Annotated in this window: 9 protein-coding genes; 4 read left to right on the top strand and 5 right to left on the bottom strand. The window is 36.1% G+C overall.

Going from position 1 to position 12,951, the window contains the following annotated elements; translation table 11 throughout:
- Both dptG and dptH read left to right on the top strand, forming a co-directional pair.
- Positions 1-1,419 (top strand): DNA phosphorothioation-dependent restriction protein DptG, encoded by a 1,419-nt coding sequence (gene dptG, locus AC2EXB_RS17485; protein WP_483602523.1) that lies wholly within the window; start codon positions 1-3, stop codon positions 1,417-1,419.
- A complete protein-coding gene (gene dptH / locus AC2EXB_RS17480) occupies positions 1,400-6,829 on the top strand; it encodes a DNA phosphorothioation-dependent restriction protein DptH (protein WP_483602522.1) in 5,430 nt (1,809 codons plus the stop codon). Before dptG ends, dptH begins: the two co-directional genes overlap by 20 nt.
- Before the next feature lie 42 nt (positions 6,830-6,871).
- On the opposite strand, the gene AC2EXB_RS17475 is transcribed toward dptH, so the two are convergent.
- From AC2EXB_RS17475 to AC2EXB_RS17465, 3 genes are read right to left on the bottom strand one after another with little or no spacing between them, the layout of a single operon-like run.
- Complete coding sequence (locus tag AC2EXB_RS17475; RefSeq protein WP_483602521.1) at positions 6,872-7,234, bottom strand: hypothetical protein; 363 nt, start codon at positions 7,232-7,234, stop codon at positions 6,872-6,874.
- 4 nt (positions 7,235-7,238) lie between these two features.
- Positions 7,239-9,254, bottom strand: a complete 2,016-nt coding sequence (dndD, locus tag AC2EXB_RS17470) for a DNA sulfur modification protein DndD (protein WP_483602520.1) — start codon at positions 9,252-9,254, stop codon at positions 7,239-7,241.
- On the bottom strand, positions 9,251-9,451 hold the full coding sequence (locus tag AC2EXB_RS17465; RefSeq protein ID WP_483602519.1) for a hypothetical protein: 201 nt from the start codon (positions 9,449-9,451) through the stop codon (positions 9,251-9,253). The genes dndD and AC2EXB_RS17465 overlap by 4 nt, the downstream gene beginning before the upstream one ends.
- 371 nt (positions 9,452-9,822) lie before the next feature.
- Between AC2EXB_RS17465 and AC2EXB_RS17460 the strand changes: the two genes are divergently transcribed.
- Together AC2EXB_RS17460 and AC2EXB_RS17455 are read left to right on the top strand one after the other, a co-directional pair.
- On the top strand, positions 9,823-10,830 hold the full coding sequence (locus AC2EXB_RS17460) for a DNA/RNA non-specific endonuclease (protein WP_483602518.1): 1,008 nt from the start codon (positions 9,823-9,825) through the stop codon (positions 10,828-10,830).
- 190 nt (positions 10,831-11,020) lie between these two features.
- Complete coding sequence (locus AC2EXB_RS17455) at positions 11,021-11,407, top strand: hypothetical protein (protein ID WP_483602517.1); 387 nt, start codon at positions 11,021-11,023, stop codon at positions 11,405-11,407.
- A 256-nt stretch (positions 11,408-11,663) separates the two neighbouring features.
- On the opposite strand, the gene AC2EXB_RS17450 is transcribed toward AC2EXB_RS17455, so the two are convergent.
- Together AC2EXB_RS17450 and AC2EXB_RS17445 are read right to left on the bottom strand one after the other, a co-directional pair.
- Complete coding sequence (locus AC2EXB_RS17450; RefSeq protein ID WP_483602516.1) at positions 11,664-12,605, bottom strand: Gfo/Idh/MocA family protein; 942 nt, start codon at positions 12,603-12,605, stop codon at positions 11,664-11,666.
- Positions 12,606-12,671: 66 nt separating this feature from the next.
- Positions 12,672-12,944: a CPCC family cysteine-rich protein gene (locus tag AC2EXB_RS17445; RefSeq protein WP_483602515.1), complete on the bottom strand. Its 273-nt coding sequence runs from the start codon at positions 12,942-12,944 to the stop codon at positions 12,672-12,674.
- Between the last annotated feature and the right edge of the window lie 7 nt (positions 12,945-12,951).

Here is a 12,951-nt window from a genome sequence, read left to right as displayed (position 1 = left end):
ATGCCAGAAATAATTGATCGAGAGTATTTAAAAAATCTACTCATTGATAAGAAAAAACATGATACTGGTCGAATTGCAGATGTATTGCCTTTTCAATCTAAAAGAACAGATAATTTAAATACTCAATTTCATAAAATGATTGGGGAATATGTGAGACATATTACGGAAATAAGAGTCGATGAAAAGGCTATTTCCAGTGATTTACGTGAATTTGAATCTGGAAAAAATATTTTAAGCGAGCACATAGCTTCAAAAATTGACTTTGAAGATGATGAAGCAAAATATGATTTTATAAGATTTATTGATGAATATTTATTTAACCAAGAGCGTATGAATACAATTCATCCTTACTTATTTAACTTTGTACCTATCGAGAAAAAGTTAACAAATGAATTTGGCAAGTACGCTCGTTTTTTACAAGATACTTTGTTAAAAGGTGATCAAGAAATCTCGGAATTCTTCAACCAAAAAGAAGCCGAAGATATTTTAACAGAATTGATTATTACTAACTTAGATATATTGACTAAAAAATCGATGACTTCAAGTCTTCAAAAAGGCAGATATCAACCGCTCTTAGGTTATATCTCGGATTTATATAAAGAAGATCTAAGATTTTTAAGCAAACATAAAGAATATTTCATTCAAGCATTCCCTCAACTAACTCATTACTATGCGTTTATGTATGCATCTCAACTCTTATGGAATTTTGAACAGTATGAAAGAGGAAGTATGAGAGAAGTTTTTCCTTTTTATTATGCGTTCGACTGGGAGTCAGTTACCAAGCGAAGAAAAGTTGCTAACTCTCTAGTCGGATATAAATTTATTCAAGAAAAAGCGGAAAATTTATTTCCTCATATTCACACATTATCTCAATTAAGCCATAACAAACTTAATGATAGGTATTTTGAAGAGGAGCCCTGGTCATTCATGTCTTATCATGAGATCTATAATAATGTAATGGAAAAAGGGGAAGAGTATTCTTCCCAGTTTTTGAAAGATATAAATAATTGGATAACAGATTACTCTGAATGGGCAAAAATACGCCAGCCTTTGGAAGCAGGAACCTTAGAAGGGGCATTCAGAAACTTGTTTGAATGCTTAAAAGAAGGAACTAGTACTACTGTAGCCATTAAATATGGTAAAAACATAGAAGATTTGGGTTCGTCCATGTTTCTCAAGAGAAGAGGAAGCATTGGCTACGTTCTAAATTTAAAACACGACTTTATATTAATGCTCGTAGCAATATCTGTTAAAGACAAAAGAATACCATTAAATTTATTATATAAAGAGTTAGAAAAAAGAGGAATTGCTTTAGATTATTACTCGCGACAAGAACTTGTAAGTCTTTTAGATTCACATAACATTCTCGACAAAAAAAGTGATAGTGGTGATGCTCAGTATGTCAAACCTATTTTATAAATATATATCTTCACTCTTAGTAGAGTATTTCAACCATACAGAACTAAATGCGGGTGATCGTTTCTTCCTACGTTTAGATCAGCCATCAGATGTAGCAAAGCTTATACAGGTTATGCAAGAACACGAGACAGCTAAAGAGTTTCTATACCAACATGACCTTGGAGAACAATATAAAACTTTTTCGCTTCCTTTCGGAAAGGTAAATTTGGTTGTGGCAAATACTTCCGATTTCGTTAAAGCTGATTTTTTGGTAACTTTACGCAATTTAGTCGGAGAGCAAAAAGGCGAATTTCAAGATACAATTTTATTAAGTATTGTTTCTGAACAGTTAGATTCTATTCAAGGGGGGAGCAGCGATCTTCAAAAAGAGGGGATGCCTCTTCATCCACGTTCTATTTTTCAAGGTCTTAAAAATGATATAGAAAAGAGTGATTTAGATAAAACTGAACAGATCATTCTTATTGAAAATTTAAATAACCTTTTAAAAGAACAAGAAGTACAAAGAATTACTTTTTTTGAATTTGAAGATATTTTTACAACTCTCCAAAAAGGAAGAATTGAAGACGAAGATTATTCTAAATTTGGTTTATTTAAAGATTCCGATCTTCAAACTTTTAAAGGAAAAGAACAGCAAAAAAGATTAAATGAAAATCGACGGTTTTTTGAGTTTGTTAAGCAGACACACGATTTCAACTACGACGAAGAGACTCTTCAAAAAATGTTTTCTCCTCAAGGAGCTAAGCAATTGAAAAGTGAAGAATGGCAAAAGACTTCCTTTGCCACAGTTAATAAATTCCATGAGGATTACCTTAGCGGTTTAAAGGATATTAAATTAGTTTATAAAAACTTTAAATTACCAAAAGGTTGCGAATTGTGGGATCGATCAATTACAGAGACAACAGCAGGAAAAAGAAAAAGAAATATAATCATTTTTAATCCTGAGGGTGTTTCAGAAGTAGATTTTAGAATTGATTTTGAATTGCAGGGGAAAATTAATAAGATGGATCCTGCTTACCTTACTGTTGATATAAAAGATTCTAGTAAGTTGAATATTAATGTAGGTAAAAATTATATTTCAGGTGTTGCCACAAACTCTGCTGTGAAGCCGTTATATTTTAAAATAAAATATCAGCATGAAAAGAAAGCTGCGTTAAGTGCCGAATTTAATGTTTTAATAGTGCCTTTTCCGTCTAGATTTCTCGACGATATTAAGTCATCATACACGATCGAAACAAAAAAAGAGTATATTTCTTTAAATTACGAAGAAGGTAAACTTAGTTTCGGTGAAGGGCCTTCTGAGAAAGAAATAAGTATTGAGAAAAATGATGAAGTAATTCAATTTACAAATGAAGAAAGGGTAATTTTATCCCCTCAGGCTGAAGCATTCAATGATGATGAGAAATTATTTCTGACATTAAATTTTGAATATATGCCTTTAAAAATAGTGTTAGAAAGTGCTCTTCAATCTTCTGTTCCTATTGCAGGCGCTAAGTTATGGGAACAGATACGAGAAAAAAATGAAGACGTAAAATGGACCAAAGAGAATAATAGGTTAGAGCTAGGCAATCGTCAATATTATATTCATCCAGAATATAAAGAGTTCATCTATTGGGAAGAACGTTGGATTGAAAATGGATTTAGACACGGAAAGATTGTTGGCGAAGAATTAATTCAGGAAGAAATACAATTAAGCGAAGAATTAAGTGAAGCATATAGTCGATATTTAAATGTCTTTAAAATAAAAAAAACTATTTCTAGTTTCTCCACAATTTCAGAGGAATTAAAAAATAGAGCTGAAGAATATATTTCTGTTTACAATAAAGAAATCGCTGATTTTCAAGAAGGGTTACCCGCTGGTAAAAAAGGTGTGGATTTATTCAAACTTGGTACTCTAGTAACCAACGAAATGATTTACTTCACGCCTTTTCATCCATTGATGATAGCATACAAGTTGAAAGTGTTTGAATTGCTCAAACAGGAAGAAGTAGATAATAGTATCTCACATCGACTAAGCGCTGAAGCATTAATTCCCTACATCAATGATTTAAACAGTAATGAATTATTTAAGTCTGATCACCAATTATCTGCACCTGAATGGTTGGTGTTTAAATCTGTAAAAAAAGTTACTGTATCAGATGCAAATCAATATTTAGCCAAGTTGGTTACTGATAAATTGGCTCAGTTTAGAGAGCATTTCGCTTATCTTTTTATTGAAAAGTCAGTTGCTCCTATCAAAATTAATATAATTAATATTGAGAATGATTTAGAAGTGTTGAAAGGGATTTTGCAATGGTTAATTGGAGAAATTTCAAGTAGACAAACTAATGTAAAACCGATGGAAGTCACTTTGTATAAAACTGGTGGAGAAGACTCTGCATTTGACGAGTTTGCATTCATCACATCAGTGGAAGAATTCGAAGAAAAATATGGAATTAAGCTAAATCGAATAGCTGCTTATGAACCGGAAGACGTCTTGCGGCTACTAAGGGAGAATATGTCATTCTACAAAACCCATAACTTTGAAAAGTTAAAGTATGCTCATATATCTTTTTATAAAATGCATGCTCAACAGGAATTTGCAATCCAGTCTGTTGCAAAAATGAATACAGGAATTTCATTAGATGGCCTATATACCAGTGTTCCTTCTATGAAAGATAAGGAACTATATAAAAGTGGATTTGGACTAAAAGGGTATAAAGTAGATGAGAACAACTTAGTAATTTCAACGGCTGCTTATCTAAATGAACTTGCTTCAAATTTAGGGAATTACGGAAGTAATAGTTATAAAAAAGGTGAAGTTCTCCTTTCAACTACTAGAACCACAGATATAGATAAACTTGAAAAAGTATTCGAATCATCCTATTGGGTTACATTTGTCGATCCGGCAGTAGATCTAGAATTTTTCAATGATTACAGTGATGATTTGGTAGTAATTCATTATAGTGATCAATATTCTTCGTCAAGCCGATTCGATGCTATAACAGTCACAAAAAAGGCAACACAGTATTATGCTGTTATAAAAGAGTTTTTAAGCCATAAAGATGTAGATGGCACAGAAGAAAATGTACTGAATACAATTAAAGCTTTTAATACTTTTAATGGTGAATGGCTCCTAAGGATTATTGGAAGTAAAGGACATTTTGATCGAGAAAAGCTAAGCATTATCTCTGCTATAAAATATGCGATTTCATATTTTGATCATTCGAATATTCTTTGGGTACCTATAAGTATGGAAGAAATTCTTCGAGTAGCAGGAGCCGTGAGTTTGAATAAAAGAGATGGTATTTTCACTGCTAAAAACTTAGGGGTCACGGGGCGTCATAGCGATGATCTTCTGCTGCTTGGGCTGGAAAGTATAGAGGATGAAGTTTATCTTCACTTTTACCCAGTTGAAGTGAAAATTGGCATTAACAGCAACGATGTAATGAAAAAAGCTCTAGAACAAGTTCACAAGACTAAAAAAGTTATTCTAGATACTTTAACTGGTGAAAAAGGAGAGAGTTTTACAGGTAAGTTTTATAAGAACTTTTTTGTCCAGTTATTAATTGCCAATGCTAGAAAGCTAGAAATAAGCAACTTATGGCCACAAAAAAATTATCATATATCTGATGACATGGTAGAAAAACTTTTGAAAGCAGAATATAAAATTGGAGAACACCTTACACCATTTATTGGAGAAGGTTCAGTTCTCTCATTTAAGAAAGAAGCACATGTAAGAAGTGTAAACAAAGAAGATAATGTATTAATTATGAACTTGCCGGAACAAGACGGTTATGAAGGTTTAGTCAAATCAATTTCGGATTTATGGAACTGGATTCAACGGGAAGAAACAGACTTCGTGAAAGAAGATATGCTATCTACTCTTTATAGACCTCAGACTGATTCTAACGCTGTATTAGTCTCTCCAGCGGGAGAGTATGGAGTTGAAAAGAGAGGTGTTTTCTTTAAGAATAATAATGTATATAAGACTAAAGAAACCGTTGGAGAGGCGGATTTAAAATCTCTAGATCATCCTGTAACTGAAGCATATTCTTCTATTAAAGAAAATACAGGACAGAAAATTGAAACCGAAGAACCTAGAATTCCGAAAGTTGAAGCGGATTCAAGGGCAGTGAGTGAACCTAAAATTATTACCGGAGAAAAGCTTGAACCAAATGTGTACAAAGAAAACGAAGAAATTTCCGAAATAAAACCTGAAATTGAAATTCAATCAGAACTTGAAGTGGAAAAATTTTTGGAAGCAGAGAGGGAGCAGTTGGAGGAGAAAGATGAAGTTCAGGCGCTAGAACTCAAAAATACTCGCATTAAAATTGGAAAAGCAGCAAATTCTAATCGAGACATTTATTGGGAATTTGGGAATCCGTCTTTAGCCAATAGACATTTATTAATCTCAGGTGGCTCAGGTCAGGGTAAAACTTACTTTATGCAATGCCTTCTTTTGGAAAAAGCTAAGTTGGGTCTTTCTAGTATTGTTATTGATTATACCGAAGGATTCTTGCCGAACCAGTTAGAGCCGGAATTTGTAGAATACTTGGGGCCTAAGTTAAAACAAAAAGTAGTAATCAGTGAAAAATTGCCGATTAATCCATTCAAACGAAATGTAAGAAACATTGGAGGTCTAGAACTTCCAGAATCTAATACGGATATTGCTGAGAGAGTAAAAAGTGTATTTGCATCTGTGTACAAGAGTCTTGGAATTCAGCAGCAAAACGCGATTTATGAAGCAGTACAAGAGGGTATGAATCTATATGGAGATGCAATGGATTTTAATAAATTGAAAAATTTATTAGATGAGGCAGGAACTAGTTATGCAAAAACGGCTCTATCTCAAATTCGCCCACTAATCGATCGTGATTTATTTGATTTTAGTGAGTCGATTGATTGGAAAAAGGTAACTGATGCAAATGGGGAAGTATTCATTATCCAATTGACACTTTTCCCAAGAGATGTTCAATTAGTAATAACAGAATTTATTTTGTGGGATATTTGGAATTATTCAGTTAGATTCGGAGATAAAAATCATCCCTTGCCTGTTTTAATGGACGAGGCTCAAAACCTAGACCATACTGAAAAGTCCCCTTCTGCACGTATTTTAACAGAGGGCAGAAAGTTTGGCTGGTCCGGCTGGTATGCTACCCAATTTTTGAAATCTCAATTAGGCGCAGATGAACTAGCGAGACTTCAAAATGCGGCAGAAAAAGTTTATTTTCTTCCGCCTGAACAAGAGTTATCAAACGTTGCAGCAAGTTTATCAAAGGATAATAGTGAGAAAAAAATATGGGAGTCTAAGCTAGCTCACTTAAAAAAGGGTCAGTGTATTGTGCACAGTCCAATCTTGAAAGAAAATGGGGAACTATCCACGCCATTACCTACAGTGGTCAATATAAGTCCATTATCTGAAAGAATATAAGTAATAAGCCCGGTATTCTCTATAGAGTACCGGGCTTATTTTTTATAAGATTAAGAGGCGAAGATCTTGCATAGAAGTTTTATTATTATTCAAACGTTGCATTATTCTCAGCCCATTTTCGATAAAAATAATCATGTATTTATGCAACTCGTCATCATTTAAAATATGATTTACTTTTTGAATGGTCAAATGCTTGAACAACAAAAAATCTCTTTCTTTAATGATGTTGTCTGGAATCGTCCATCTATTTTTAGGATCGAAATTTTCAACAGGTAATTCATCTGACGCAATCCCTTTTGCTAAGGCAATATGGATAACAGTTGGTCGATCTAATTCAAGTGCTGCAGTTAATGTATCAAGAATTTCTTTACCTTCTAACGAGAGAAGCATCCTTCTATTAGCCATTACATCATCTCCCGATAAATTCGAAATAACCTTCTCGAATAAGAGTATATTTTTTGGTTTCATTATAATCTAACATGTATTGCTTATGTGAATTATTCTTCATGACAGTTATATAATCGTCCGTAATTTCAGTGTCTGTAGACAAAATAATAACTTGTTTACTTAGGTCATTATAATAATTATTAATTAATTGGTTACGATGGTGACTGTCCAAGCGTCCGAGAGGAGTATCTATTACTACGGGAAGATCTAAATCTGAAACTTTAATTAGTGCCCAAATTAAAGCCGAAGATATCATCTGCATTTCTCCTGCTGAACGATCATTAATGCTAATCTCTTGCATCTTGTCATTAAATAAACGGATTGTGAAAGTATTAATATCAAATTCTATCTTCCCGAATTCTTCTTGCTTTCGGAAAAGCTTTAATAACATCTGTGAGAACTCTTCTTTAATAAAGTTAGCTTTTAATATAGTTACTTCGGAAATATATCTACTTATTGCGGATATAACCGCCTTAGTTTGTTCAAGCTGCTGATTAAGCTGTCCCAGATCACCAGTAGACCCTGAAGAGCGTGTCAATTTATTTGTAATGCTAGTTTTAATGTCATTTTCTTTTTGTATTTTATTATTTGTTGATCTAAGCTGAAGAGTTAACTGACCTACATGTTTAGTGAAACTATCAATCTTCTCATTTTCTATAGCAGTATCTTTAAATTCTGGAGCATTTCTCAACTCTACTTCGGTTGCCTCAAATTCTTGTTCAAGCTTTTCGATTCTATTAATTAAATTCGATATTTCATGGCTATCACGAGTTTGATAGTTTTGTAAAACTTGATAATCTTTAGAAGAGATATCATGGAGCTCTAGTATTTCGTTAGTAGGAGACACTTTAATTTCGTGCTGGTTAATCCAAATATCCTCTCCAATTTGGTTGATTTGACTAATTTGTTCGGAAGTGAGAGATGGAGTAATAGGTATATTCAATAAAGACTCCATAAATTGTCGATAAGGTTTTAGTGAAGCTTGTTTAACAAGCTTTGTATTTCGGACCTCATTCTCCAATTTTAGTCGTTTCTTTAACTCTAAAACTTTATCTTTCAAAATAATTGGGACTATACTTTCTTTTAAAAGAGAATTAAGAGCCTCTTTTTTTTGATCGATTTCGGAGCTGAGTTTCCCCTGCCTTTTTACAATTTCTTCTCTAGAACGAGAGTTCTGCGAATAAATCTTATTCCGTTTGGTTCTTAATACTTCAATTTTTTCTTCAAAATCCCGAATTTTAAAAATGTAATCTCTTTTCTTAGCTTCTAGCTCAGTAAGTTTGGATTGACTCTCTTCAAGTTGGAGTTGAAGTGTATGAGATTGGTTTCCGCGTTGGGCCTTAATAATTTTAGTTTCAATTTCCGCTTTTAAAGTGTTCAAATCCTGAATTAATTGTTGGTAAGAATTCATGCCAGTAATTTTGTGGATAGCTTCTTTCATTTCCGCTTGTTTTTGTCGTACAATTATTTCTTTTACTTCTTCTCCATCAAAAATGAAGAAGGGGGAAGCGTAGTAAGGCATAATTTTATCAATGAGACGATTATATTGTTCAATATTTTGTACAAGATTCTTTTTAGGCATATAAAGTTTAGGGGATTTGATTGTTACTTCTCTTTCATCCATAGTCATCATTTTATAAGCATTAAAGAACCATTTAACTTTTATCGTCCATTCTTCGCCAATATCTGTTTCTAAAACTAAAGAAACGGAACATTCTCTGCCACCTTCTTCATAAAATGTATTATTAATTACGTTAGAAAATATTCTTTTATACTCTTCGTTAGAAATATCTCTTTTTCCATACAATACGTCCTTAATTGCTTTTAAAATAGTGGTTTTTCCAGCGCCGTTTAAACCTCCAATTAATATAATATTCTTTCCTTCTTTTTCTCGCACTTCAGGAGGGATGTATAAATCAACTTGTTGAGTACCATAGTATGTTTTATAGTTGTCAAAAACTATTCTTTTAAAGATCATAGTTTATCACTCGTTTTTTGAGAAAAGTGATAAGTTATCAAATCTCCATATTCTTTTACACGTAAAGATGGAGATTGGATTTCGTAAGACAGAGTTTCTGCACTCTTTAATAGCTGTTCTCCCAAAGCTATAGGGATTTTTTCAGTCATACATATACTCATTAATAAAGCACGCTCTTTCTTTTTAAAGTCGGTCATTAATAAATTCCTCCTAACATTAAAATGTTTTTTTGATTTAATTATATCATATAATAAGCAGATTTTTACAATAACTAATAATTATTTGAATAGACAGAAATTTAATTAAGGCATATATTTTTTAATATTTCTTTTATGAGTAAATGAACATTAAAACTGAAAATATTTTATAAAACTGAAAATATTATTAGCTAATGAGATGATTTATTTTGAAGTTCCCTATTGCACTTAAAGCAACGAAATTTTTTAACTACAAGTTAATTAATAAATGTCTAATGTTATACTTGAATATGAATCTCTAAAGATTTTAAACAAATAAATATTGTATAAGCCATGAACTAATAAATAAAACATTTTAGGAGCGTCATAAAATGAAAAAGAATTATTTGATCTTACTTCTAATGGCAATCTTCCTGGTTGGTTGTACCGACGCAGAAGATGCAGCATCTGTTGAAGAAACAGAGACAGATGTAAAGGAAGTAAGCACGGTTGAAGAAGAAAAAAGCAGCGAAGAAGAAGTGACTCCTGAAGTCGCCGAAGAACCGGCTGCTGAAGAAGAACCAGCAGCTGAAGTTGTCGAAGAACCTGCAGTAGAAGAAACGCCGGCAGAACCCGCGAACGACCTGTTCGCTGGATACACACCGATTGAAGTGGACGGCGGCGATTTGTCCGGACATCGTGAAGCGAATGTCGTGGTCGATATTGGTTTTGGAGACCGGGAATACTGGGCATTCACCAATGAATACGGGCAGCTTGTTCGCGTTGTGGCAAGTGAAATCATTCTTCAAGACGATAATACTGAACCAGTAACTTCGGCAGGCAGATATTACCCGGACGAGGCAAAAGTTCCGGGCGTAGAAAGCGATATTTTAGATGAAGGGCATGTTATTGCAGATTCGCTTGGCGGCGTATCGAACGCTTATAATATCACGCCGCAGGAAAGTACGCTGAATCGTCATGGTGACCAGGCTTATATGGAAGATGTCATCCGTAAAGCAGGTGGCGCCGTGGATTTTGAAGCGATCATCACCTATCCGGATACGGAAACACAGATTCCTTCCCATTACCAATACACGTATACAGTCAACGGCAACAAAGTTGTAGACAACTACGACAACGTGAACCCGGATGAAGTGAACGAATCGCTCGGCTTAACGGGCAGCGATGCTCCGGAACCGGCGGAGGCTGAACCTGAAAGCGCACCTGCAGCACCGGATCCAGCGGCCGGCGGCGACGTTTCGAGCGTTGACACAGACGGCAATGGCCAAGTGACGATCAAGGAAGCGAAAGCGGCGGGCTTCAGCATGCCGATCATGAGCGACCATTGGTTGTACCCGTATATGCGGGATAATGACAATGACGGCATAGTAGGGGAATAATTTTTGAAGATTTACAATGCTTATATAGGAAATAAATTTAACCAGACTGTCTCTTAAGACATCTGGTTATTTTTTTGAGAATACCGAGAGCATAAAATATCTTGTGTAGAGGTAACTGAAATAATTATATACTTTACTAAATGTTCTAATTATAATTATAAAGCAAGGAAAGTTTAAGGAGTTGATAGCTATGCTTGACCGAATTAAAAATAAACTGGTTCCCATGCAGGAGACGGAAGAAGTAGAAAATGTTTATTCGATATTGCCGCCGCCAGGCACTATAATCGGGGAAGCTACTGAAGAGGAAATGGATCAGGCTGCTGCACTTGAAGCCAGGCATATGGCCTTCATGCGATTGCAGGATATGAACATACAATTTGATGGAATGTCCTATAAAGAACTGCTGAAAGACTTTCAGGAGTTTGAAATCGAATCCAGTAAATTCTGGAGAGCGATCTCAAGACGCTTGGTGGTTCCATATGAATGGCCGATCAGAATCGATCACGCTAATGGTCCCATATATATTGGAGAACATGAAATGTTTGAAGAAGAAATAGAAGAAGATAAAGAAATTTAAGAGGCAGTAACCTGCCAACATAAAACAGGCGGAGAAGATGAATGATTTTCTCTGCCTTTTTTGTTATTTATCTTCTGCGTGTGTATATGCATAGTCGTCTTCATGAAGGAGCACCTTTTAAGCTGGTGCAAGCGTCAAATGGATGCTTACGTGTATGCGGGATAACGACAATGACGGGATGGTAGGAGAATAACAACAACGAAAACCAGGCTGCCTTTTAAGGCGCCTGGTTTTTTGATTGAAAAATTTTAGTCATTTATTCCATCAACAACCGAACCGTCTCCCGCGAAATCGCATGCGTATTAATCGGAGACTCAATTTCCCCGTTCTCCGCGCAGCGGATGAATTCCGCAAGCTCGTAATACATCGTATCGAATTCGTGCGGGACGGACAGGTCTTCGGTCCGGCCGTCGCGGTATTTCAAGGTGATACGTTTCGGGTCGCTGATGCGGTCGATTTCGATGGTGCCGTCTTCGCCCTGGATTTCGCTCGGCAGTGAGGAATCGGAAATCTTCGAGTAGGTGACGACCGCTTCTTTGTCGCCGTAGTTCAGGATCATGCTGCCTTGGCCGTCGGCGCCTGTCGACAATCGGTAATCATTGCGGAGAAACGACTCCGGTGCGCCGGCCAGGTGGACGACGGGAGCGATGCCGTAGACGCCGAGGTCCATACGGGCACCGTTGCCGAGTTCCGGCTTGAAGGAATTTTCAATGATGCCTTCTTTGTAGTTGTCGTAGCGCGACGAATACTGGTTGTAATGGAAGAAGAAGCGGCGGACCGGTCCAATCTTGCCGAGATGTTCTTTCATGTTCAGGAACGACGGCGTCACGGTCGACTTCATCGCTTCCATGAACGTCGTCCCGTATTTTCTTGACGCTTCGATGATGCGGCCCATTTCTTCGACGGTCGTCACAGCCGGCTTCTCGCACAGGACGTGGATGCCATGCTCAATCGCCAGGATGCTTTGTTCGGCGTGCAGGGAATTGGGCGACGCGATATAGACCGCTTCGATGCCGCCGCTTGAAAACATTTCAGCCAAATCCGTGTAGACCGAATCGACGCCGTATTTTTCCGCGAACGCGCGCCCTGTTTCTTCCTTGCGGGAATAGACGGCGCCAAGCGTAAAGCCGGGGTGCTGAGATGCGGCTTTCAGGAAGCGGTCTGTGATCCAGTTCGTGCCGATGATGCCAAATTTCATAGATCCTCCTCCTCAAGTGGCTAATGGGTTTGATTCTCTCTTCTATTTTAACTTATATGGTATGGCTTATTCTTTTTTCACTACTGTCCAATGAGGGTCTTTTACATCCTTTTCATTGGGTTTGCGGACAGATTCAATCGAAGCTCTATCGCACGCACCGAATGCCGCATAGTTTCGCTGCGCTTGCCTGAGCGAAACGCCATTCGCTCCACCTTCATAATCCGGATCAGCAAATTGGACGGCATCATCTTCCCAGTAGCAAATTCCGCATATCTCATACGTTCCCGGCGGTTCTTCATCCAATGTGTTGTATCCGCAGCACGGGCAAGTGTATTTCATTTTTTCA

The organism is Planococcus alkaliphilus (genome assembly GCF_057031095.1).
Note: the sequence above shows the minus strand (reverse complement) of the source record. Positions and strands in the feature narration are given on the sequence as shown.

What these genes read in the sequence shown, in the direction of transcription:
- dptG (WP_483602523.1), top strand. Translation starts at nt 1, where the DNA reads ATGCCAGAAATAATTGATCGAGAGTATTTAAAAAATCTACTCATTGAT.
- AC2EXB_RS17460 (WP_483602518.1), top strand. Translation starts at nt 9,823, where the DNA reads ATGAAAAAGAATTATTTGATCTTACTTCTAATGGCAATCTTCCTGGTT.
- AC2EXB_RS17445 (WP_483602515.1), bottom strand. Translation starts at nt 12,944, where the DNA reads ATGAAATACACTTGCCCGTGCTGCGGATACAACACATTGGATGAAGAA.
- AC2EXB_RS17455 (WP_483602517.1), top strand. Translation starts at nt 11,021, where the DNA reads ATGCTTGACCGAATTAAAAATAAACTGGTTCCCATGCAGGAGACGGAA.
- dndD (WP_483602520.1), bottom strand. Translation starts at nt 9,254, where the DNA reads ATGATCTTTAAAAGAATAGTTTTTGACAACTATAAAACATACTATGGT.
- dptH (WP_483602522.1), top strand. Translation starts at nt 1,400, where the DNA reads ATGTCAAACCTATTTTATAAATATATATCTTCACTCTTAGTAGAGTAT.
- AC2EXB_RS17450 (WP_483602516.1), bottom strand. Translation starts at nt 12,605, where the DNA reads ATGAAATTTGGCATCATCGGCACGAACTGGATCACAGACCGCTTCCTG.
- AC2EXB_RS17465 (WP_483602519.1), bottom strand. Translation starts at nt 9,451, where the DNA reads ATGACCGACTTTAAAAAGAAAGAGCGTGCTTTATTAATGAGTATATGT.
- AC2EXB_RS17475 (WP_483602521.1), bottom strand. Translation starts at nt 7,234, where the DNA reads ATGGCTAATAGAAGGATGCTTCTCTCGTTAGAAGGTAAAGAAATTCTT.